The sequence below is a fragment of the Nocardia australiensis genome (genome assembly GCF_020733705.1).
Lineage (GTDB): Bacteria > Actinomycetota > Actinomycetes > Mycobacteriales > Mycobacteriaceae > Nocardia > Nocardia australiensis.
This window is the reverse complement of sequence record NZ_JAJFZM010000005.1, coordinates 51,873-72,476: the sequence shown is the minus strand read 5'-3', so window position 1 is coordinate 72,476 and position 20,604 is coordinate 51,873. Positions and strand designations below refer to the sequence as shown.

The 20,604-nt window shown below is 64.7% G+C and carries 23 protein-coding genes and 1 pseudogene; 7 read left to right on the top strand and 17 right to left on the bottom strand.

Going from position 1 to position 20,604, the window contains the following annotated elements:
• Nucleotides 1-205 precede the first annotated feature (205 nt).
• From LKE06_RS22600 to LKE06_RS22585, 4 genes are all read right to left on the bottom strand, one after another.
• Nucleotides 206-718, bottom strand: coding sequence for a PH domain-containing protein (locus tag LKE06_RS22600; protein WP_228001367.1), 513 nt, complete (start codon nucleotides 716-718; stop codon nucleotides 206-208).
• Nucleotides 719-722: 4 nt separating this feature from the next.
• The gene (gene ribH / locus LKE06_RS22595) at nucleotides 723-1,202 is read right to left on the bottom strand and encodes a 6,7-dimethyl-8-ribityllumazine synthase (protein WP_228001366.1); all 480 of its coding nucleotides are present in this window, start codon (nucleotides 1,200-1,202) and stop codon (nucleotides 723-725) included.
• Nucleotides 1,203-1,265: 63 nt separating this feature from the next.
• Entirely contained in the window at nucleotides 1,266-2,510 is a 1,245-nt protein-coding gene (locus LKE06_RS22590; RefSeq protein WP_228001365.1) for a bifunctional 3,4-dihydroxy-2-butanone-4-phosphate synthase/GTP cyclohydrolase II, read from the bottom strand.
• Nucleotides 2,511-2,593: 83 nt separating this feature from the next.
• Nucleotides 2,594-3,217, bottom strand: a complete 624-nt coding sequence (locus tag LKE06_RS22585) for a riboflavin synthase (RefSeq protein ID WP_228001364.1) — start codon at nucleotides 3,215-3,217, stop codon at nucleotides 2,594-2,596.
• A 328-nt stretch (nucleotides 3,218-3,545) separates the two neighbouring features.
• Here LKE06_RS22585 and LKE06_RS22580 point away from each other — a divergent pair, with 328 nt between their 5' ends.
• The gene (locus LKE06_RS22580; protein ID WP_228001363.1) at nucleotides 3,546-4,043 is read left to right on the top strand and encodes a L,D-transpeptidase; all 498 of its coding nucleotides are present in this window, start codon (nucleotides 3,546-3,548) and stop codon (nucleotides 4,041-4,043) included.
• Between the two features lie 602 nt (nucleotides 4,044-4,645).
• Complete coding sequence (locus LKE06_RS22575; RefSeq protein WP_228001362.1) at nucleotides 4,646-5,119, top strand: hypothetical protein; 474 nt, start codon at nucleotides 4,646-4,648, stop codon at nucleotides 5,117-5,119.
• Nucleotides 5,120-5,141: 22 nt separating this feature from the next.
• On the opposite strand, the gene rpe is transcribed toward LKE06_RS22575, so the two are convergent.
• Complete coding sequence (gene rpe, locus LKE06_RS22570) at nucleotides 5,142-5,795, bottom strand: ribulose-phosphate 3-epimerase (protein WP_228001361.1); 654 nt, start codon at nucleotides 5,793-5,795, stop codon at nucleotides 5,142-5,144.
• A gap of 95 nt (nucleotides 5,796-5,890) precedes the next feature.
• Between rpe and LKE06_RS22565 the strand changes: the two genes are divergently transcribed.
• Together LKE06_RS22565 and LKE06_RS22560 are read left to right on the top strand one after the other, a co-directional pair.
• The gene (locus LKE06_RS22565; protein ID WP_228001360.1) at nucleotides 5,891-6,313 is read left to right on the top strand and encodes an ATP-binding protein; all 423 of its coding nucleotides are present in this window, start codon (nucleotides 5,891-5,893) and stop codon (nucleotides 6,311-6,313) included.
• The gene (locus tag LKE06_RS22560) at nucleotides 6,313-7,206 is read left to right on the top strand and encodes a SigB/SigF/SigG family RNA polymerase sigma factor (RefSeq protein WP_228001359.1); all 894 of its coding nucleotides are present in this window, start codon (nucleotides 6,313-6,315) and stop codon (nucleotides 7,204-7,206) included. The genes LKE06_RS22565 and LKE06_RS22560 overlap by 1 nt, the downstream gene beginning before the upstream one ends.
• A gap of 346 nt (nucleotides 7,207-7,552) precedes the next feature.
• Here the strand turns inward: LKE06_RS22560 and LKE06_RS22555 are convergent, their stop codons facing one another.
• From LKE06_RS22555 to LKE06_RS22530, 6 genes are all read right to left on the bottom strand, one after another.
• On the bottom strand, nucleotides 7,553-8,974 hold the full coding sequence (locus LKE06_RS22555; protein WP_228001358.1) for an RsmB/NOP family class I SAM-dependent RNA methyltransferase: 1,422 nt from the start codon (nucleotides 8,972-8,974) through the stop codon (nucleotides 7,553-7,555).
• Between the two features lie 542 nt (nucleotides 8,975-9,516).
• Nucleotides 9,517-10,440 carry a methionyl-tRNA formyltransferase gene (gene fmt, locus LKE06_RS22550; protein ID WP_228001357.1) on the bottom strand — a complete coding sequence of 308 codons (924 nt, stop codon included), beginning with the start codon at nucleotides 10,438-10,440 and terminating at the stop codon, nucleotides 9,517-9,519.
• A complete protein-coding gene (gene def, locus LKE06_RS22545; protein ID WP_228001528.1) occupies nucleotides 10,440-11,003 on the bottom strand; it encodes a peptide deformylase in 564 nt (187 codons plus the stop codon). Before def ends, fmt begins: the two co-directional genes overlap by 1 nt.
• 480 nt (nucleotides 11,004-11,483) lie before the next feature.
• Entirely contained in the window at nucleotides 11,484-11,807 is a 324-nt protein-coding gene (locus LKE06_RS22540) for a hypothetical protein (RefSeq protein ID WP_228001356.1), read from the bottom strand.
• A 16-nt stretch (nucleotides 11,808-11,823) separates the two neighbouring features.
• Nucleotides 11,824-11,970, bottom strand: a complete 147-nt coding sequence (locus LKE06_RS22535; RefSeq protein ID WP_228001355.1) for a hypothetical protein — start codon at nucleotides 11,968-11,970, stop codon at nucleotides 11,824-11,826.
• A gap of 134 nt (nucleotides 11,971-12,104) precedes the next feature.
• Complete coding sequence (locus LKE06_RS22530) at nucleotides 12,105-12,827, bottom strand: TetR/AcrR family transcriptional regulator (protein WP_228001354.1); 723 nt, start codon at nucleotides 12,825-12,827, stop codon at nucleotides 12,105-12,107.
• Between the two features lie 93 nt (nucleotides 12,828-12,920).
• Here LKE06_RS22530 and LKE06_RS22525 point away from each other — a divergent pair, with 93 nt between their 5' ends.
• Nucleotides 12,921-14,447, top strand: a complete 1,527-nt coding sequence (locus LKE06_RS22525) for an MDR family MFS transporter (protein WP_228001353.1) — start codon at nucleotides 12,921-12,923, stop codon at nucleotides 14,445-14,447.
• Between the two features lie 77 nt (nucleotides 14,448-14,524).
• Here LKE06_RS22525 and LKE06_RS22520 read toward each other — a convergent pair.
• A pseudogene (locus LKE06_RS22520) lies at nucleotides 14,525-15,224 on the bottom strand (Tn3 family transposase); the annotation flags it as partial.
• A gap of 14 nt (nucleotides 15,225-15,238) precedes the next feature.
• Nucleotides 15,239-15,673, bottom strand: a complete 435-nt coding sequence (locus tag LKE06_RS22515) for an ester cyclase (RefSeq protein ID WP_228001352.1) — start codon at nucleotides 15,671-15,673, stop codon at nucleotides 15,239-15,241.
• Nucleotides 15,674-15,755: 82 nt separating this feature from the next.
• Between LKE06_RS22515 and LKE06_RS22510 the strand changes: the two genes are divergently transcribed.
• Nucleotides 15,756-16,247, top strand: coding sequence for a MarR family winged helix-turn-helix transcriptional regulator (locus LKE06_RS22510; protein WP_228001351.1), 492 nt, complete (start codon nucleotides 15,756-15,758; stop codon nucleotides 16,245-16,247).
• Here LKE06_RS22510 and LKE06_RS22505 read toward each other — a convergent pair.
• Complete coding sequence (locus tag LKE06_RS22505; protein ID WP_228001350.1) at nucleotides 16,238-17,188, bottom strand: NADP-dependent oxidoreductase; 951 nt, start codon at nucleotides 17,186-17,188, stop codon at nucleotides 16,238-16,240. The two genes, LKE06_RS22510 and LKE06_RS22505, sit on opposite strands and share 10 nt — an antisense overlap.
• Nucleotides 17,188-17,736 (bottom strand): NAD(P)-binding domain-containing protein, encoded by a 549-nt coding sequence (locus LKE06_RS22500; RefSeq protein ID WP_228001349.1) that lies wholly within the window; start codon nucleotides 17,734-17,736, stop codon nucleotides 17,188-17,190. Before LKE06_RS22500 ends, LKE06_RS22505 begins: the two co-directional genes overlap by 1 nt.
• Nucleotides 17,737-17,784: 48 nt before the next feature.
• Here LKE06_RS22500 and LKE06_RS22495 point away from each other — a divergent pair, with 48 nt between their 5' ends.
• Nucleotides 17,785-17,931: a hypothetical protein gene (locus LKE06_RS22495; protein WP_228001348.1), complete on the top strand. Its 147-nt coding sequence runs from the start codon at nucleotides 17,785-17,787 to the stop codon at nucleotides 17,929-17,931.
• A gap of 380 nt (nucleotides 17,932-18,311) precedes the next feature.
• Here LKE06_RS22495 and LKE06_RS22490 read toward each other — a convergent pair whose 3' ends face one another.
• Together LKE06_RS22490 and LKE06_RS22485 are read right to left on the bottom strand one after the other, a co-directional pair.
• A complete protein-coding gene (locus LKE06_RS22490; protein WP_228001347.1) occupies nucleotides 18,312-18,884 on the bottom strand; it encodes a cob(I)yrinic acid a,c-diamide adenosyltransferase in 573 nt (190 codons plus the stop codon).
• A gap of 99 nt (nucleotides 18,885-18,983) precedes the next feature.
• A complete protein-coding gene (locus tag LKE06_RS22485; RefSeq protein ID WP_228001346.1) occupies nucleotides 18,984-20,543 on the bottom strand; it encodes an AMP-binding protein in 1,560 nt (519 codons plus the stop codon).
• Nucleotides 20,544-20,604 lie beyond the last annotated feature (61 nt).

The window sequence follows — 20,604 nt, the reverse complement described above, 5'->3', positions numbered from 1 at the left end:
ACCCGAGCAGCACTATGGGTACGCCACCGCAGCGCTCCAGTGTCAAATGCCGCAATCGGCAACGAGACAGGAGCGTCGAGCACTGTGGTGCCGACGCGGACCTCGGTGATCGAATAGCACCGACGTCCCCGCGCGGCATCAGTTCGACGGCACTACAAACGATTCGGACAGATCGCGAACCGACGAACTCAGGTTGCCGAAGATGTCACTCCGGCTTCGCGGTGTATTTCGCGCCGAGCTCGCGGAGCCGATCGAGGGCCGCGGCGGCATATCGTTTGTCGTTCGAGCGGATGGCAAGCAGCGGAACGTAGTCGTCATCGACCAATTCCAGCCGGGCCCAGGACTTTCGGTCCGGGAACGAGACACCGCGAATGTATTCCCACGGGAACTCGTTGTCGCCAAGGATATTCCGGACCGAGACGCCCCTGGCGCCTGCGCGCAAACGAGGGCGAGTGAGCAACAGGACCGCGGCAGCGGCAATCAATCCGATCCCGATCATGGCGATCTGGTCGGCGAGCCGGAATTCGACACCCGTCGAGCCCGTGCGCAGCAAGATACCGCCCACAATGAAGAAGGCAGCCAGTAGCACCGCGACAATCCACGCCGTCCGCACAGCGCGCCGCGGCCGCACCTCGAGCTCCCACTCGGACGCTTGCCCCGCAGCAGATTCGGCCGACCCGCCGTCGGGGGTCCTTCTCCAGATCCGGACGACTGGCATCGGCTTATGCCAACTGCCGCAGCGCGCGCAGCGTCAAGGCCGCGTCGAGTGCTGCGGCGGCGGCCTGCTCGCCCTTGTTCTCGGCGGAACCCGGCAGCCCAGCGCGGTCGAGAGCCTGCTGCTCGTCATTCGTGGTCAACACGCCATTCGCGACGGGAGTGCCCGCGTCGAGCGACACCCGCGTCAGACCGGCGGTCACCGCATCGCAGACGTATTCGAAATGCGGTGTGCCACCACGGATCACGACACCGAGTGCGACCACCGCATCGTGTGTGCGGGCCAGTTCCTGCGCGACAACCGGCAATTCCATCGCACCCGCGCAGCGGACCACCGTCAACTTCTCGACACCGGCCTCCTTCGCGACCCGCTCAGCATTGGCGACGAGGGTGTCACAGATCCGCGTGTGCCAACGCGACGCGACGATGCCGAGCTTCAGCTCCTTGGCATCCTCGAGCGCGAAGCTCGGTACGCCGGTACCGCTCATCGAAGTCCGCCTTTCAGGATCTCCGTGGAGGCGCTGTGATCGAAAATCACCGCGCTACCGAAATTATTGCGCCGTCTCGCCCAGGTCGAGCTCGTCGAGACCGATCAGGTCGTGACCCATCCGATCACGCTTGGTCCGCAGGTACCGCAGGTTTTCCGCGTTGGCCCGTAGTGGCATCGGCACCCGTTCGGTGATCTTGAGCCCATAGCCATCCAAGCCGACACGCTTGGCCGGGTTGTTGCTCAGCAGCCGCATCGACCGAATACCGAGGTCGACGAGGATCTGCGCACCGGTGCCGTAGTCACGGGCGTCCGCGGGCAACCCGAGTTCGAGGTTCGCATCGACGGTGTCGTGCCCGGAGTCCTGCAGCTGATACGCCTGCAGCTTGTGCATCAAGCCGATGCCGCGGCCCTCATGTCCGCGCATGTAAAGCACTATGCCGCGACCTTCCTTGGCCACCATCTCCAGCGCCGCGTCGAGCTGCGGACCGCAGTCGCAGCGCAGCGAGCCGAATACGTCTCCGGTGAGGCATTCCGAATGCACCCGCACCAGCACGTCCTCGCCGCTGCTGATATCGCCGCGCACCAGCGCGACATGCTCGACCTCGTCGTAGATGCTCTGGTAACCGACCGCCGTGAACTCACCGTGTGCCGTGGGGATCCGCGCCTCGGCGATCCGCACCACATGCTTTTCGTGCTTGCGCCGCCAGGCGATCATGTCGGCGATCGATATCAGCGCCAGGTTGTGTTCATCGGCGAAGACGCGCAGTTCATCGGTTCGGGCCATATGGCCCTCGTCCTTCTGGCTGACAATCTCGCAGATAACACCCGCCGGACGCAGGCCTGCCATCCGGGACAGATCGACCGCGGCCTCGGTGTGGCCGGGTCGGCGCAGCACGCCACCGTCCTTGGCCCGCAACGGCACCACGTGGCCGGGCCGGGTGAAGTCGTCGGCCTTGGTCTCCGCGGCGGCGAGTAGTCGCATGGTCGTCGCGCGGTCCGCACCCGAGATTCCGGTCGTGATGCCCTCGCGGGCGTCGACCGAAACGGTGTAGGCGGTGCCGTGCTTGTCCTGGTTCATCGCGTACGCGGGCGGCAGCCCGAGCCGATCGCAGTCGTCACCGGTCAGCGGCACACAGATGTAACCCGAGGTGTAACGAATCATGAAGGCCACCAGCTCAGGGGTTGCCTTCTCTGCCGCGAAAATGAGGTCGCCCTCGTTCTCGCGGTCTTCGTCGTCGACGACGACAACCGCCTTACCGGCGGCGATATCGGCGACTGCGCGCTCGATGGTGTCGAACCTGGTCACGTTTGCTGCGCTCCATCTCGAAAAGGGTGCCTCACTACACTACTGTGCTGGCCTTGCCGCGCCTGCGGCGCTGCCCACGCAGATCAACCGCGCTGCTGGAGGCGCTCCACATACTTGGCGATCACATCCACTTCCAAGTTGACCGTGGTGCCGACTGCGGCGGTGCCGAGATTAGTCATGCTCAGCGTGGTCGGGATGAGTGAAATCTCGAACCAGTCACGAGTTCCGTCGGCCGCTGGTTCATCCGAGATTCCGAGACCGGAGACGGTGAGCGAGATGCCATCGACGGTGATCGAGCCCTTTTCCACCACATAGCGGGCAATGGCGTCGGGCAACGAGATCCGCACGACCTCCCAGCTCTCCGACGGGTCACGGGAGATAACGGTGCCGGTGCCGTCCACATGCCCTTGCACCAGATGCCCGCCGAGCCTGCTGTCGAGCGCGGCCGCGCGCTCGAGGTTGACCCGCGAACCCGCGCCGAGCCCGCCGATACTGGAACGGTTCAGCGTTTCCCGCATGACGTCGACAGTGAAGGAATCGCCGTCGACGATGTCGACGACCGTCAGGCACACGCCGTTCACCGCGATCGAATCACCGTGTCCGGCATCGGAAGTCACCAGCTTGCCCTTGATCGTCAGCCGCGCGGCGTCGACCAATTGCTCGGTGGCGACGATCTCGCCGAGTTCCTCGACGATGCCTGTGAACATCCTTGACTCCCTGTCACGTCGTAGCTACCGATTACCGAACAGCTCGGACCGGTTCCGCTATTCCCTGCGGTCGGTGTCCGCCAGCCTAATCGGGGGCGATCACCGAGCCGCGAGGGCCGCGACACGGTCAGGACGATCGCCGGATCCGGGGTGAGAACTCGTGTGCGCAACGGTCGGCCCGGTACCAGCGCGCCATCGTTGCTCGCGACCGCGCGATCAGTCATGATCACGATGAATTACCAGGTGGTCCTTGCTTTGCTCCGCGGAACGGGCCCCGCACCCGGCGGCGAACCGCACGGGGCGGGCAATGCTAGAGAGGCCTGAAGACATGAACCGTCGCTTACGCACATGGTCGGCCCGCTTCGCGGCCATGGTCGCGGTGGGTTCGGCCGGACTCCCCCTCGCCGCTCCGGCCAGCGCCGACATTCTGTGGCCGAGCGGACCGGACGTCCCCGGCCTGCCCGCCCTGATCCCTACCGTCGCCCCCTGCTCCGACCAGGCCCGCGCCTGCCTGCGACTAGGCACCAGGGAGGCCTGGCTCATGGACCACGGCAAGGTGGTCTACGGCCCCGCCCCCATGTCACACGACACGACTGGAATCGAGACACCCACCGGGGTATTCAAGGTATTCCGCAAGAAACGATTCCACTGGAGCACCATGCACAACGCCCCGATGGACTACGCGGTCTTCTTCAACGGCGATATCGCTTACCATGTCGGCCCGGCAGAGCACATGTCCCACGGCTGTATCCGCCTCACCCCCGAAGGCGCCGCTCGGCACTTCAACCACCTCAACGTCGGCGATATCGTCGAAGTCGTGCCGTAATCCGGCGACTCCTGCCGATCACCTCGCCTGACGGTCGCGTCAGGTCTGCACCCTCCGAATTCGGTTGCGGATATTCGAACGTGCGAGACGCGCTGCCCACGACCGTCCGGTCGAAACCGTGGCTCGGGGATCACTGCGGGAATCAGACCGCGTGCCAGGTCCCACGGCCCTGAACAAGCACCCATTGTCGTTGACCGGACAATTATGCATGAACATGCGGAAGTATCGCCGTTTACCTGTCGGCGATAATAGTCAGATCCCATTTTCGCTATTGTGCGGATAAATTTCAGGCGCGGTCCATACTTTTGTATTTCTGGGATACCCCGGTTGAAGCCCGATTACACCGGACGCTTGCGCGAGAACGAAATTGGATGCAATATTGTTATGTAGCTGATTCCTATCGTTCAATTTCGACTCGACACGGTTCGGCGCGGACTGGCCAGTGCGGTTCGATGCGGAGCGGTTCGGCCCGAGGTCCATTGCGGCCCAATGGAGTTCGATCCAGGGAAGTCCACTACTCGAGGAAGACAGAGCAGCATCGTGTGTGCAATAAGCAGCAGCACAATGGGTCAATTCGAGTTCGACACTATTGGGGGTGTTGCATGACCACTGTTCTTCTCGATTCGACGCTGGAAGTTCGTTGCGTGCAATATCAGCACGAATTTCATATGCCGGCATCAATCGACCCGACGTCGCGCCGCATCCTGCTTCACATAGGCACCCATTACGGTGCCATCACCATGCCCGCCGACCTCGGCGAGCGCGTCCAGCAAAAACTCTCCGAAGCGCAGATCGCGGCGCCGGTCGTACACCATCCCCGGGCCCAGCGCTGGACATTCATCACCGGCCCCGTCCGGCCCGACACACTCAGCACCGCCGTGTCCGCCGAGCTGTTCCGGCTCTACGCCACCGTCGCCTGCACCGGCAGCCAGGTCGTACTGCCGTCGCCGGACGACGAGCACACCGGCTACCGCACGTGGATCCAGCCGCCGGAGAACGCGACGACACTACCCCCGCTCAGCGCGGTCATCGAAGCGACTCGCGCCCTGGGCGCCACGAAAGTTCGCGCCCTGTAAGGAAATTCAGGCACAAAGGGTTTCAGGAACGCAACGCGGCGGCCCGCTGTCGCAGCAGTTCCACCGTGGCACCGGGATCGGCGGTGTTGTAGACCGCCGATCCGGCGACGAAGCAGTCGATTCCGGCCTCCGCCGCTGCTTCGATGGTGTCGTTGTTGATACCGCCGTCGATCTCCACGATCAGCCGCAGCTCGCCCGAATCGACCAGTCCGCGCACAATGCGCGCCTTTTCCAGCACATGCCCGATGAAGGACTGCCCGCCGAAGCCGGGTTCCACACTCATCACCAGCAGGGTGTCGAAATCGCGCAGAATTTCCAGGTACGGCTCGATTGGAGTGTTCGGCTTGACCGAGAGCCCGGCCTTGGCACCCGCCGCACGGATGTCGCGGGCCACAGCGATCGGATCGTCGGTGGCCTCGGCGTGGAATGTGACATTGTGCGCGCCCGCCTCGGCGTACGGCGGCGCCCACCGGCCCGGGTCATCGATCATGAGGTGGCAGTCCAGTGGAATATCGGTCACCCGCAACAGACTCTGCACCACCGGAAGCCCGAGCGTCAGGTTCGGGACGAAGTGCGCGTCCATCACATCCACGTGCAACCAGTCGGCGCCTTCGACCGCTTTCACCTCGTCAGCGAGGTGCGCGAAGTCGGCGGAAAGGATGGAAGGGGCGATCATCGGCGCGGACGGGCGCGTAAACGTCGAAGGGGACACAACGCGGGAGTCTAACGGTAGTGCGATTGCCCGAGCCTGGAGTGGGTAGCCTGCATAGGGTGATCAACATTTCGGCGGAACAGGGGCTTTACAGCACCCCGGTAGAGATTCGGGTAGCCGCGTCGGTGACGCAGCTCCCCATCGTGCGTGGGCTCGCCGAAACCCTGGTCTTACTCAGCGATTTCACGTTGGACGAGGTTGCCGACATCAGGCTCGCGGTGGACGAGGTGTGCTCGACGCTGATCGCGATCGCGGCGCGCGGCACCAGTCTGCATTGCCGCTTCACCGTCGGCGATACCGCGTTACTGGTGCGGGTCAGCGGTATCGCGGAGACCGAGGGCCTGCCCGACCAGCGCAGCTTCGGCTGGCACGTGCTGCGTACACTCACCGATGAGGTGCAAGCAACACAGGGTTCGTACGATTCGGCCATCTCCGGATATCCGACAACGGTGGAGTTCCGTCGGGTCCGAGGGAAGGCGTAGTGGCGGACGAGAACGCTGTGTTCGATGCTGGAAAAGACGATGACGAGATCGAACCCGCCCAGACCAAGGATTCCGATTCCGCCGCGAAACCGGACGATTCCGATGAGGTCGCCGAAACCGTTGAGGAGGCCGGAACAAGCGGTGGTTACGACGACGTGGCCGCGCTCTTCCATCAACTCGCGGCGACCGAGCCGGGCTCCGCATCCCACGGCGCGGTACGTGACCAGCTGATCGGACGCTGCATTCCACTCGCCGACCACATCGCACGCAAGTTCAGCGGGCGCGGCGAACCGTTCGACGACCTCACTCAGGTCGCCAGGGTCGGGCTGGTGCACGCGGTCGACCGGTTCGACGTCACGCGCGGCTCGAACTTCCTCTCCTTCGCCGTGCCGACCATCATGGGCGAGGTTCGCAGATACTTCCGCGACAACACCTGGGCCATGCGGGTTCCGCGCCGGGTCAAGGAAACACATCTGCGCATCGGTGCGGCGATCGATTCACTCTCCCAAACGCTGGGGCGCTCCCCCACCGCAAAAGAGATCGCCGCCGAACTGGATGTCGATCCCGATGAGGTCACCCAGGCCGTCATCGCGGGCAACGCCTACCAGCCGAGCTCGATCGATGCCGCGTCACTCGGCCGCGACACCGAGGCGTCGCTGCTGGACACCCTCGGCGAGGAGGAGTCGCAGTTCGACCGAGTGGAAGAATATGTGGCGATCCGGCCGCTGCTGGCCGGCCTCCCCGAGCGCGAACGCCGCATCCTCACCATGCGGTTCTTCGAATCGATGACCCAAACCCAGATCGCCCAGCGGATGGGTATCTCGCAGATGCACGTTTCCCGCATCCTCGCGAAAACCCTGGCCCGGCTGCGGGAGCAGACCACCCGGGATTGAGATCGTGGTTCACGATGCTCGGACACGGCGAATTCCGGCTGCTGCTGAATACGCCGACCGGTGGTAGAGGCGCGCGCCCGAAACCTCCTGGAACCGGACGGGTGGAACCGATTTCAACTCGCGGTCGAGGACCTCATTTCCTAAGCGGTTACTGGCATCGGATTCCGCAGGGACATCATCACTCGAGGTAGAGGCCGACGATTCTTCCGGCAATCCGGTCGAATTGTTCAAAGCCGCACCCTCGTAACACTATTCGCGTGAACGGGTAGCGCACGTTCACCGGCCGGGGTCGCCCGGCCGGTAATCCGAGCGATCTCGAACAGTCGGCGATTGCTCGTCGGAAGGGCTATTGTTCGAGCGGTTTGCGCAGTGCCGCAAGGAACATCGCATCGGTCCCGTGGCGGTGCGGCCATAGCTGGGCACCAGGACCATCGCCGATATCGGTAACCCCGGGCAACAATTCGCGGGTGTCCAATTGTTTCGCGCCGGTGCGGCGGACCGCATCGGCTACGACCGCCACTGTCTCCTGCAGGTGCGGAGAGCAGGTCGAGTAGACCACGACGCCGCCGGGCCGCAGCAGATCCCATGCGGCGGCGAGCAATTCGCGCTGCAATGCGACCAGATCCGCGACGTCGGACGGGGTGCGCCGCCAGCGCGCCTCGGGCCTGCGCCGCAGCGCGCCCAGACCAGTGCAGGGAGCGTCGACCAGGATACGGTCGTAACCGGGTCTCAGGCCGCTGCGCCTGCCGTCGGCGACATGCACGTCGACCGGCAGATTGTGCACGGCCTTACGGACCAGCTCGGCGCGATGTTCGGCAGGTTCCACCGCGTCGATGCGGAATCCGTCGATAGCGGCGAGCGAGCCGAGCAGTGCAGCCTTGCCACCAGGCCCCGCGCACAGATCGAGCCAGCGGCCCCCGTCTGCCCCTTCGAGCGGGGCACGGGTCAGCGCCAGCGCGACCAGTTGACTGCCCTCGTCCTGCACACCCGCCATACCCTCGCGTACGGGTTCCAGCTTTCCGGGGTCACCACCGTCCAGATACACCGCGTACGGTGACCAGCGGCCCTCCTCGCCTCCGGTCACCAATGCCAGTTCCTCCGCGGTGATCTCGCCAGGGCGGGCGACCAGATGCACGATCGGTCGAGCGTCGTCGGCGGCCAGCACATCGCGTAATTCCCCGGCCCTCGTACCCAGCGCGTCGGCGAATGCCTGCGCGATCCACACTGGATGTGCGAACTCGAAGGCCAATCGCCCCACCGGATCTCGTGGTGCCAGCGCGGCCACCCATTCATCGACAGACTTCTCACCGGCACGGCGCAGCACGGCGTTGACGAAGCCGGCCTTACCCGTTCCGAATTCGGCACGCGCCAACGCGACCGAGGTATCCACTGCCGCGTGCGCACCGATCCTGGTGCGCAGCAACTGATACACGCCCAACCGCAGCACATCAAGCAACGGACCGTCGATCTCGGCGATCGCACGCCCAGCACCGTCAGCGATCACCGCGTCCAGCAGCCCGAGCGATCGGCAGGCACCGTAGGCGAGCTCAGTGGCCAGCGCGGCGTCGCGCCCGGAGATCCGCCGTTCCCGAAGCAGGCCGGGCAGTACAAGATTCGCGTACGCGTCGCGTTCCCGCACGGCGCGCAACACATCCACCGCAACCAGCCGCACCGCGTCAACCGAGCCGTCGGCTCCACCACGGCCGGTCCGCGCGGCACTCGTTTCCTTGGACCGCGCAGACTTTTTCGCCCCCGAGGACCTGGCCATACCCTTATTCGATTGCACCCGAGCGTCTTTCGACCCGGAAGTGTTCCCGGCTCGAGCACCGACACGCTTCGCGGACCCACCCCGGCGATCCGGATCTGCCCACTCCGACCGTTGACCCGCTGCCCGATTCGCTCCACCTCCGCCCTCGGCCGCCGCTGCGCGCTTCGCGGCCACGTTGCGGCGTCCCTGGTCCGCCCAGCCGCCGCGTTGGCCTGGCGACCGGCTCGCGCCGCCACCACTTCGCTCGGTCTGCGCGGCACCCGCACCCTTCGTGCCTGTGCTCCGCCGACCCTGATCGGTGCGCCCCGCGGCCGATGACACGTCGCGCCGGTCTCGCGCTCCCGAGGAGCCTCCCGTGCCAGCGCCTTTCGATGGGCCTGCGTCCCGACCGCTGCCGCCGCTGTTACGCGGCACCGAATTCCGGTCACGTGCCTGGTCGTCTCGCACGCCCGAGTCCTTCCGTTGACTGCCTCGTTTCACCGATGCGGAATCGTTGGTACGACCGGTGCCTGATTGCCCGGGATGCTTGCGATCATCGGCGCTCATTCGGCCACCGCGCCCGGCCGCAGGCGCGCGCCACGGGCCCAGTCAAGGGCGGGCATCATTCGTTTGCCCTGTGGCTGTATGTGATTCAAGCGGACCGCGGTCGTGGTGGTGCCAACGAAGACCCCAGACTTCCTGACCTCGATCGAACCCTCCGGCAGCACTTCCTCGACCATATCGACCGGGCCGAGTTTGAGACGCGTACCCGCGACCTCGGTAAAGGCTCCGGGTGCCGGCGTGACCGCCCGAATACGCCTGCTGATGGCCAGAGCGGGCTGATCCCATCGGATACGCCCGGCTTCGACCGGCACCTTGGGTGCATAGGAAACACCGCCGGTGGACTGCGGGGCAGCCTGCAGTGTGCCGTCCTCCACGCCGTCGAGAGTCGTCTCCAACAGGTGGGCGCCGCTGACAGCGAGCTTCTCGAGCAGCGTTCCCGATGTGTCGCTCACCGCGATCTTCTCGGTCACCACGCCGAAAACAGGACCGGTGTCCAAGCCCGCTTCGATCTGGAAGGTGGCGGCGCCGGTGATTTCGTCACCGGCGTCGATCGCGGCCTGCACCGGCGCCGCACCACGCCACGCGGGCAGCAGCGAGAAGTGCAGGTTGATCCAGCCGAAGCGGGGAATGTCGAGCACCTGCTGTGGCAGCAGCGCACCGTAGGCGACCACCGGACAACAGTCCGGCGCCAATGACGTGAGCTGCTCGATGAATTCGGGCTCCGATGTACGGTGTGGGGTCAGCACCGGAATACCGTGCTCGTCGGCCAGTAGGCCAACCGGGGATCTGGTCACCTTGCGTCCGCGCCCGGCGATCGCGTCGGGGCGGGTCAACACCGCGACCACCTCATGCCGAGGCGAATCGATGAGCCGTCGCAGCGACGGAACGGCCGGATCGGGTGTGCCCGCGAAAACGATGCGCATCAGCGGACCCGCCCGAACGTGCCGACCTGGTTCGCCTCGACGGCGCGCGAACTGCGCACCGTCACACCCGCGCTGAACCAATCGGATTCCCGGATCGTGCGCATCGCTTCCTTCCGTGCCGCCGGATCGAGTCGATCTATGAACAACACGCCGTCGAGGTGGTCGGTCTCGTGCTGAACACACCGCGCAAGCAGCCCCTCGGCCGCGAACTCGACCGGGTTGCCGTTTTGGTCGAGCCCGGACGCACGCACTCGCAGTGCCCGCCGAGTGTCGTAGCGAACGCCGGGAATCGACAGGCAGCCCTCCGGTCCGACCTGCTCCTCGTCACCGACCACCTCATATGTCGGATTCACGAGATGACCGGCGGCATCACCGGTGTCATAGACGAAAACCCGCAGCCCCACCCCGATCTGCGGCGCCGCCATCCCGACCCCGCCGTCATCGTGCATGGTGTCGATGAGGTCGGTGACCAGCTGGCGCAGCTCACGATCGAACTTGGCGACCTCCGCCGCACGCGCGCGCAGGATGGGGTCGCCGAACAGGCGAACGGGCTGAATGGTCACGGCGGACTCCCGGAGAAGAACGAACACGGTCGTCTCATTCTAGAGAGGCACACCAATTGGCCGAACGTCCCCGACATACCCGTCGAAAGCTGGTAGAACTCCATTGCGGTCCGGACGGGGTGTCAACCCCTCCGTCCGGCCGCCTCAAACGGCCTCGTCAGCGCATAAGGTCGCCCTGTTTCTGCTGTTCACCTGCCAATTCACGACACGTCACAACACATTTCACGACAGCACATCGCGGCATGCTGGTGACGGCGTCACCACCGCGTAACCACCTCGACCACACCGTGTCGCCGTGACACCCGTCTGCGAACCTCGCCACCGAGCCCGACGAGATTCTGTGTCAGAAGTAACTGCACTAACCGGTGCGGGCGGTGACTCCGCGGCGTACCTACCGGACTGAGCTGCGCGGTTTACAGAAACGCAGGCTCCGAACGAAACTATCGTTCGGAGCCTGCTGCTTGCGCACCCAATCGCTTCTTAGTTGGCCGCCACGGCCGACCAGCCGTAATGCGTCTCGGAGCCACCCGGAGCCACGGTCGCGGTGGGTTCACCTGTGCAATCGTTTGATGCGTACACCAGGAAGTTGCGCTGACTACGGTTCTCGAAGCGTATGTCACGCGGGAAGCCGCTAGCCCAGCACGAGTCCAGGTCACTCAACTCCAGTGTGCCGTCGATGATCACCACTTCTCGGCCATCCCCAGCCGCGGCTGAGCCGGTGGGGAGGGCGGAGACGGTGGGAGCCGCAACGGACACTGCGGCGACGACGAGAGCGCCTGCGACAGAGAGCATTCCGAATTTCATCAGTCGATGCTACAAGTTACCGCCCCGGAGACCCGCCACCGCCTGACCTGCGCCGGGCGGGAACGCGGTGGAATTCGTAACCCACCACGTGGGCGGTGAGCGCGTCGTGCTGGGCTTCGGGGTGTTGGTCGCGGGTGGAGACCCGCCCGTAGCCGATTCGCATGGCGCGGAGTGTATTGCGAACCCGCGACAGGTTGACGTTGGCGCGTACACGGCAACCTTTACAGTCCTGGCCTGCAGGAACCTGCTGCGCCCAAGGTGTCTCGTGAACGATCGTTTCCGGGACGCCTCCTGGGGTCACGGACCAGGGATGTCGCGCGCGATGCCTTCCAGTAGCCAGCGCAGGCCTTGTTCGAAGCTCTCGTCGGGGTCGGGAAGTTCGGACGGGTTGTGCTGGAGGAGTTGCACCAGCCGCTGGTGGCCGGCCTTGGTCGCTGCGTCGCGAAGGTAGGCGCCGGTGGGCGAGTCGAGCCCGAACGACTCTGGCGACGATGCGAGGGTTTCGCGGAGGACGAATCCGGTGGTGTACTGGTCGACTGCCTGCACGATCTGTGTCGCCTGCGCCGGTGAAATACTCAGTCCGTCCAGCGCTTTGAGTGATTGTTCGATATGCAGCAGTGCGTTCGGTCCGATTGTGGTGCGCTTGCCGACCAGGTCTGTGGCCCAGGGATGCCGTTTGATCATGCCGCGCTCGCACCGGGCCACACGTGTGATCGACTCGCGCCAGTCCGCAGTGAGCTCGTCCTCGTCGAGAATGATCTCGCCTGCCAGCGCGTCAGCGAGCAGGTCGAACAAGTCATCCTTGCTGTCGATGTGCGTGTAGAGCGCCATCGGGCCGACGCCCAGCCGTGAGGCGACCCGACGCATGGACACGGCGTCGAGACCCTCCGTATTCGCGAGTTCCATTGCCGCGGCAACGATGTCACCTCTGGTCACCGCGGGTCGTCGCCGCGGTGTCTCGCGCGCCCAGATCGGGGTGCCGGAAGAGACGGTGTCTTCGCCGGATTCATGCAGCTCCACGGTCCGCAGTCTACCCGAGACACCGTATCACTTGACAGAACACCGTATCGTTATCGATACACTGTATCGATAACGATGATGAGGAATCCCGCAATGACACAACCGCCAACGGCATCAACCGACTTCGACCCGGCCCTGCGCAAACTCGTGATCGTGGTGGTCCTGGGCGCGGTCATGACGATCCTCGACACCACGATCACCAGCGTCGCCGTGAACACCCTGGGCGCCCAGTTCCATACGTCGCTGTCAGCGATCCAGTGGGTGCTGACCGGGTACACCCTGGCGCTGTCGGCGAGCATCCCGCTGTCGGGGTGGGCGACCGTGCGGTTCGGCCCGAAGACGATGTGGATCGTCTCGCTGCTGCTATTCATCACCGGATCTGTGCTGTGCGGAATGGCCTGGAACATCTCCAGCCTCATCGCATTCCGAGTGCTGCAAGGCTTCGGCGCGGGCATGATCCTGCCGATAGGGCAGACCATGCTGGCACGCGCCGCCGGCCCCGCCCGGATGGGCCGTGTCATGAGCGCTGTCTCGGTGCCGGCGATGATCGCCCCCGTACTCGGTCCGACGGTCGGGGGTCTGATCCTCGGCCACCTGTCGTGGCGGTGGATGTTCTATATCAACGTTCCCTTGTGCGCGATGGCCGTCATCGCCGCGATCCGACTGCTGCCGAGTGACGAGGTCCGCGACCACGACAGCAGGCTCGACATCCTCGGATTGGTGCTGCTGTCACCCGGTTTGGGTGTGCTGGTGTACGGCACCGCGCAGGCGGGCAGCGGGACGAGCCTGACCGATATCCGTGTCGTCGCAAGCGTGCTGGCCGGAGTTGCGCTGATCGCCTGCTACGTTCTACACGCTCGCCGCAAGGGCGGTGCGGCCCTGATCGACGTCCGGTTGCTGCGGGATCGGAATTTCGCCGCCGTCAACGTGCTGGTATTCGCCTACATCGGTACCCTATCCGGGCTGACGGCGCTGCTGCCGCTGTATTTCCAGACCGTCGACGCCGACAGCCCGTTGCGCTCGGGAGCGATGGTCGCGCCCGTCGGACTGGGCGCGATGGCGACGACGCTGATCACCGGCAAACTGACCGACAAGCACTCCCCGAGATTGCTGATTCTCACCGGACTGCCCGTGGTGTTGCTCGGCATCCTGGGCCTCACCCAGATCGGCCCCGACACCAGCAATGCGCTGGTCGTGGCAACGCTGTTCGTGATCGGTCTCGGGCACGGCATGATCATGCCTGCCGCGATGAGCGCCAGCTACCAGACGTTGCAGCGCTCCGAAATCCCTTCGGCCACAACCGCTACCAACGTCAGCCTCCGCGCGGCGAGTTCGTTCGGTGTCGCAGCGCTGCTGGTGCTGGTCCAGCGCAACATCGAACACCGGGCCCCCGGTGCGGACGCGTTCGCGAGAACAGTCCGACCCGACGAAATCACCCACACACTGACGCACGCGTTCACCCAAACCTACTGGTGGGCACTCGCGATCAGCGCTCTTGCGGTTGTGCCCGCACTGATGTTGCCGCGAAGGTCTTCAAGAGCATCCGCCTCGGCTGCTCCCGGGACCGACGCCGTCGACGACCGGCCCGTGGTCAGTTCAGAGGTAGCGAACGGGAGGTAGTCCTCCAGGTTCTTGTTCTGGTCGGCGCGCCAGGTGGCGATCAGAACAGGGTGTCGCGGACCTGTAGTGGTCGGTATCCGCCTCGCGCCGTACTCCTTGAGTGCCGTTGCCAGAGCGTTCTGCCGACCCGAGGCCGACAGCTTGCCGACCAACAGCGACGCGGTGGCGTGCCCGAACTTCAGCGATCCGGCAAGCAGCAGCAGGTCGTCGTAATGCTCGGCGATCAGGTCGAGATTCAGCTTGCGGGTCAGCAACGAGCTTGCGTGCCGGAACCGTGCCTCGGCATCGGCCCGCGACTCCGGCCGGCACAGGGTGATCTTGCCCAAATCCGATGCGCGGGGACAGCTGTATCCCGAGCAAATCGAACAGCGCGAAGTTGACCAGCGTCACCCCGTGGGTATCTGTCGCATGCTCGGTGATCGGCAGATCCGTTGCGTTGCCCAGGATTTCGTCCAGCACGTAATGAGCTTCGCGGCGGGTCGTGACGATCACCTTGGTGCCGTAGGTGGTGTGCTGATCGGTCACGTGGGTATAGGTCGACAAGCCCTGTTCGGCAAACCACAGGTTGACCGCGCGAGCGGTGGTGGATTTGCCGCGGATGGGGAACCGCTGCCCGTCCGAGGACGACAGGGTGCCGGTGCCGAAAGCCGCTGTCAGCGGCAGTCTTTGGTGGTAGTCGATCAGCGCCAGGTTCGCCGCTCGCAGCGTCTCCTCTCACACATACCACTCTGCGGTCCAGGCGAGGATGTCGTAGGAGATCCCCGACGCCGCGGCCATGTTTGGTCGCATGGTCAGGAAGGCAGCCGCCCGAGTTGTTGTAGGACGGAGTACAGGTTGGCCACTCCCCAGTGGTCAGTGATCTTTCCGTTGCGGACTCGCATGGCGTCGACGGTTTCGAATTGGATGGCCTTGCCGGTTCCGGCGATGCCGAGGAATTCGCCACGGTGGGTGCCGTGGTAGGTCTTGTAGGTGGTGACGATGTCGCCTTCGGCGGTGTGCCAGTGGATCTCGGGGCGGAAGTCGGCGAATGCGTCGCGCATGCGGCCATAGAGGATGCGGACGCCTGCTTTGTCGGGTGTGGTGCCGGGCTGGGGGGTGTGGTCGACGAAGTCATCGGCGAACAGCTTGTCGAACAAGGCGAAATCGCCTTGGCCCTGGACTTGTTCGGTGTTGCGACGGACCACAGCCTTGGCCGCTTCGGCACCGCTGAGTGGTGACGTCGTCACATCGGGAGTATCTGGGTGGGACACTTTACTGCCTACCTTTCTGTTGAATGACCGGGACCGACGCACTGCTAGCTTAGGTGTCATGTGGAAGCGATCTGGGTGGCTCACCAAGCGTGAAGCGCGGATCTGGCAGTCCTACCGAGATGTGCGGCGAGAGCTGCAAGGCGCTTTCCACAGCCAGTTGTCCCGCGAGCAAGGCCTGTCCGCGGCCGACTATGCGGTCATGGTGCCGTTGTCGGAGGCGCCGGGCGGGCAACTGCGGACCAAGGATCTCGGTGTCGCGCTAGGGTGGGATCGCAGCCGCACCTCCCATCAGGTCACCCGGATGGTCAAGCGGGGTCTGGTCGTTCGTGAGTTCTACGAAGGCGATGCTCGCGGTTCGGTTGTCGGCCTCACCGCCGCGGGCACGGCGGCCATCGAGAAGGCGGCGCCCAATCATGTGGCGCTGGTTCGTCAGTTGTTCTTCGACCCACTGTCCGATGATGAGCTCGACGCGTTGGGTGCGGCGCTGGACCGGCTGCTGGCGGCGATCCGTCAGCACACGGCCGAACAGGACACCGGCCGTCATATGTGACCGGCCTGCTGGTGTGTCGACATGATGCGCAAAACGCGTTTGCCACTGACGTGGCGGGTGCCGACGTCGCGGTAAGCCCGGCGGACGTGCTCGGTGGTGAAGTCATAGACCGCCGCGATCGGTACCGTGACGTCGCCGCGGGCGACCAGGCCGGCGAGTTCAGCCCAGATGGCCGGTGTGTCGGCCTGTTCCTGGGCTTCGGAGTGCACCCCGAAGCGCTGCACCGCGTCCTGGTCGATGAGGGTGTTGATGCGCTGTGGTTGGACGCCGAGGCTGACCGCGAGCGAGACGTTGCCCGATCCGAAGGTGTCGATATAGCCGTCGATGCCGTTGGGCGCCAGCTCCCGTAGCTGGGCCGACAATCCCGGGCCGTACTGCGCGGGCCGGATCCCGAGCGAATTCAGCAGGCTGGCATTGGCTTCCCCGGCAGTGCCGATGACGTCGGCGCCGCGCAGCCGGGCAAGTTGGGCGGCGTAGATCCCGACCCCACCGGCCGCACCGGACACCACAACGGTCTCGCCGGGTTGTGGGTTGACCGCGGCCACCGACGCCCACGCCGTTGCGCCCGCTCCGGCGATCGTCGCGGCTGCCTCCCACGGCAGATCGGCAGGTTTGGCCGCGACCCTTCCTGCGCCTAGTGCGATGTACTCGGCCTGCGCCGAACGCGGGGCGAAGCCGATCACCTCGTCGCCGACCGCGAAATCATGGACACCGGAGCCGATCTCGGCGACGTATCCGGCGAAGTCATTGCCCTGTCCTTCGGGAAAGTTGGCCGGCCAGATGGCCGCGAACCGTCCTTCGCGGATACCGATCTCACCCGGGTTGGTGGCCGCGGTCATCACAGCCACCACCACCTGGCCGGGACCGGCAGCAGGACGGGGAACCTCGACGACGGTGAGGACATCGGGCCCGCCGTACTCGGTGAACTTCACCGCCTTCATCACAGCTGCCCCGGCTGCGCGTAGCGGTAGAAGAAGGGTCCGAGCCGCGCGGCCAAGGCCCGGGTCAGTCCGGAACTGTCTTCTAGTAGACGCGCACCGGGATCCAGTGCGCCCACATACACCGGTTCGTATCCGGCATCGACGCTGAGCTGTTCGGCGTACGACCGGGCGTCGTCATCGGCGGCATAAAGGTTGCTCGGGGCCACACGTTGCTCACCGATCTGGTCGTAGGCGCTGGCGAAATTGGTGGAGAACGCTTTGGCGGTCGGGCCGCCGATGATCGACTGAATCTGGTGCGACAACGACGGAAACGCGTTCTGGCGGTCGGTGTAGATGTTGCAAGCATCGATGGTGGGTTGACCCGCCAGGCCGGTGACAGCGCCGAGCGCATCCGAGATCTGCGCTGCCCCAACGGCAACCACGACGACGTCGGCGCCAGTGGCGTCGCCGCCGTCGCGCCCCAGCGCGCCCACTTGGTGGCCGCGGCCACTCCACAGTCGGGCCAAACCGCCACCCACATGCCCTCTGCCGATCACGACGATCTTCATGGCGCCGACTCTACGCAAAAGTGTCGATTATGCTGACATATCAGCAAAATGCACATCAGCCCAGGGCGGCGCGGATGCGGTGGCGAATGGCTGCCGTATCAGACCCCGCTGCGCCAGGTCATCGCCGAACTGCTCGACCAGAGCCGCCAGAATCCACTGCGTAGCCTCGCGCAGCGGACGGGCGTTCCCGCCTGACGAGCACTGCGGTCCGGACCTCGCGTACTCCGTCACCGCGGACACCAGATGTCCACCCGAGTGGCGATCCGGACCCTCGATCAGCGTCCACAACATCGCCACTGGTGAGGCCGGCTCGAAGTACACGTCCCGTAACGGACCTCCGCAGGACTCTGCCCGCGTCTCGAGCGCCCTGACCATCTCGGCTATATGCGAGAGGAATGAACAATGCCCCCGACCTTCACCGCCCGCGACCGCATCAAAGCAGCACGAAGCCGCCTGACCGCTCGGATTGCTCGGTTGACAAGCACCTGGCCAAGCGAGTAATCGCGGCCGTACGGTGGCGCGTGTCTCCCAGCGCCCTCATCTGGGTTGACGACGAGGCCGGCCCAGCCGACCACTCAACGCTCACCGCCAGGAACCCAGGGCACGTCGCCGTCTGCGCGGTTCGTGTACCGCGCGAGGATGAATACCAGGTCCGAGAGTCGGTTCAGGTAGGTGATCGCGAGAGGGTTCATCGTCGGACCGTGCTCGGCATACGCCGCCCAGGCGGATCGCTCGGCCCTGCGGATCACTGTCCGGGCGACATGCAGCAACGCAGCACCCGGTTGACCGCCGTTGAGGATGAAAGATCGCATCGCGGGCAGGTCTGCGTTGTAGTGGTCGCACCAGCGCTCGAGCCGATCGACGTACTCCTGCTCGACCCGCAGCTGTGGAACCGACGACTCCACCTTCACCGGCGTGCACAGGTCAGCGCCGACGTCGAACAGGTCGTTCTGGATCACGGTGAGCACCTTTACGACGTCGTCGTCGAGCTCACCCATCGCGATTGCGACGCCGAGTTGCGCGTTCGCTTCGTCGACATCGGCGTAGGCACGAAGCCGAAGATCGGTCTTGGTAGTGGTGCTCAAATCACCCAGGTGGGTACGTCCGGCATCGCCAGTTCGGGTGTATATGCGCGTCAGATTGACCATTTTTCTCGAGCACAGCCGCGATACTCAGCACCTGTGCTCGCCTCCTTTCTGCGGGGTCTGACGTCCGGCAGGCTCGCTCGGCTGCCGGACTCGGCCCGTTCAGCTGTCCAAGGACCCGTTGCTCGCCCACTCCCGCAGCACGTTCTTGCGAATCTTTCCGGAGACGTTCGTAGGCAATTCCTCGACAAAGTAGACCTGTTTGGGCAACTTGAAGCCGGCTATGTGCTGACGGGCATTGGCCACCAGTTCCTCAGCGGTCGGCCCGCTCGCCTCCGGTCGCCGAACCGCGAACGCAACCACGGCCTCGCCCCACCTCTCATTAGGCACACCTACGACCGAGACCCCGGCCAGCTCCGGGTTCGCTGCGAGCAACCCCATCTCTACTTCGAGTGAGTAGACGTTGAGGCCACCGCTCTTGATCATGTCCTTGCTGCGGTCGGCGAAGTACAGGTAGTTGTCGCGCAACCATCCAAGATCACCGGTATGCAACCAGCCGCCGCGCAAGACTTCGGCGTTGACCTCGGGTCGCTTGTAGTAGCCCTTGAACACGTTCGGCCCACGGATCACGATCTCGCCGATCTCCCCGTCGGGCACTTGTTGGTCGAACTCATCGACGATCCGCACGTCGTTGTACCAAAGTGGGAAACCCAGGGTGTTCTCCATTTGGAGCATCTCGCCGGAGAATTCAGTGATGCTGGCCAGCGGGGCCGCTTCGGTCAGTCCGTAACCGAACAGCAACCGATCTATCGACAGCAGGTGCATAGCCCGGATCGGCAGTTCGCGGGTGTACTTGGCCGCTGCGGTGAACACCAGTCGAAGCGATGTCAGGTCGTAGTCCCCGAGGCTCGGGAAGTCCAGTAGTTGTTGTAGTGGGGTGACCAGAATGGTGGCCATGGTGATCCGATGTCGCTGTATGAGCTCGCAGGCACCCTGCGGGTCCCACTGACGCATGATCACCAGCGGCAGACCTCGAATCAGGAACGCCGAGGTCTGCATGTGAAGCCCACTGACGTGGTTCATCGGCATTCCGACAAGGAGGGCGTCGGTGTGACTCGGCGCAAAGTAGGTGAGATAGCTGATCGCGTCCCAGCACACGTTGCCATGCGTGAGCACGGCGCCCTTGGGGAGCCCGGTTGTGCCTGAGGTGTACATGATCAGTGCTTCGTCCTGGCTGCCCACCTCCGCTACCGGCTCGGTGTCCGCAGCATCAGCGGTCAGCTCCAGGTACGACAACGCCCCCGGTAGGGTGATCTCGCCGTCGAAGACGACCAACTTGGTATCGCCGAGCTGGTCCACGATCGGCGCCACCAAATCCTGGAAGCCGGCCTCGATGACCAGCACCGACGCGTCGCCGTCGGAGACGATGAAGGCGATCTCCTGCGGGGCCAACCGCCAATTGACAGTGCCGAAAACTGCGCCGATCTTCGCCGAGGCATGGCACATCTCGAGGAATTCGACCGAGTTCCGGCCGAGGATTGCTACGTGCCCTCCGTGTTCGACACCGAGGCTGGTCAGCATGTTCGCCGCACGATTGACCCGGCGGTTGTATTCCGCGTAGGTGTACCGACGGTCTTCGTAGATGATCGCGGTGCGCCGCGGGTATTGCGTGGCCGCGCGCCTGATGACATTGCCCATGGTGAGGTTGTCTGCCACTGTCATCGGATACTCCTGCATTCTCGATTGCCGGGCCGTTGTGCGTATCCGCACAACAAGTAGCCAT

Coding starts and splice junctions, on each gene's coding strand:
- LKE06_RS22600 (WP_228001367.1), bottom strand. CDS start 718: ATGCCAGTCGTCCGGATCTGGAGAAGGACCCCCGACGGCGGGTCGGCC.
- ribH (WP_228001366.1), bottom strand. CDS start 1,202: ATGAGCGGTACCGGCGTACCGAGCTTCGCGCTCGAGGATGCCAAGGAG.
- LKE06_RS22585 (WP_228001364.1), bottom strand. CDS start 3,217: ATGTTCACAGGCATCGTCGAGGAACTCGGCGAGATCGTCGCCACCGAG.
- LKE06_RS22580 (WP_228001363.1), top strand. CDS start 3,546: ATGAACCGTCGCTTACGCACATGGTCGGCCCGCTTCGCGGCCATGGTC.
- LKE06_RS22575 (WP_228001362.1), top strand. CDS start 4,646: ATGACCACTGTTCTTCTCGATTCGACGCTGGAAGTTCGTTGCGTGCAA.
- rpe (WP_228001361.1), bottom strand. CDS start 5,795: ATGATCGCCCCTTCCATCCTTTCCGCCGACTTCGCGCACCTCGCTGAC.
- LKE06_RS22555 (WP_228001358.1), bottom strand. CDS start 8,974: ATGGCCAGGTCCTCGGGGGCGAAAAAGTCTGCGCGGTCCAAGGAAACG.
- fmt (WP_228001357.1), bottom strand. CDS start 10,440: ATGCGCATCGTTTTCGCGGGCACACCCGATCCGGCCGTTCCGTCGCTG.
- LKE06_RS22540 (WP_228001356.1), bottom strand. CDS start 11,807: ATGAAATTCGGAATGCTCTCTGTCGCAGGCGCTCTCGTCGTCGCCGCA.
- LKE06_RS22535 (WP_228001355.1), bottom strand. CDS start 11,970: ATGCGAATCGGCTACGGGCGGGTCTCCACCCGCGACCAACACCCCGAA.
- LKE06_RS22525 (WP_228001353.1), top strand. CDS start 12,921: ATGACACAACCGCCAACGGCATCAACCGACTTCGACCCGGCCCTGCGC.
- LKE06_RS22510 (WP_228001351.1), top strand. CDS start 15,756: ATGTGGAAGCGATCTGGGTGGCTCACCAAGCGTGAAGCGCGGATCTGG.
- LKE06_RS22505 (WP_228001350.1), bottom strand. CDS start 17,188: ATGAAGGCGGTGAAGTTCACCGAGTACGGCGGGCCCGATGTCCTCACC.
- LKE06_RS22500 (WP_228001349.1), bottom strand. CDS start 17,736: ATGAAGATCGTCGTGATCGGCAGAGGGCATGTGGGTGGCGGTTTGGCC.
- LKE06_RS22495 (WP_228001348.1), top strand. CDS start 17,785: ATGCACATCAGCCCAGGGCGGCGCGGATGCGGTGGCGAATGGCTGCCG.
- LKE06_RS22490 (WP_228001347.1), bottom strand. CDS start 18,884: ATGGTCAATCTGACGCGCATATACACCCGAACTGGCGATGCCGGACGT.
- LKE06_RS22485 (WP_228001346.1), bottom strand. CDS start 20,543: ATGACAGTGGCAGACAACCTCACCATGGGCAATGTCATCAGGCGCGCG.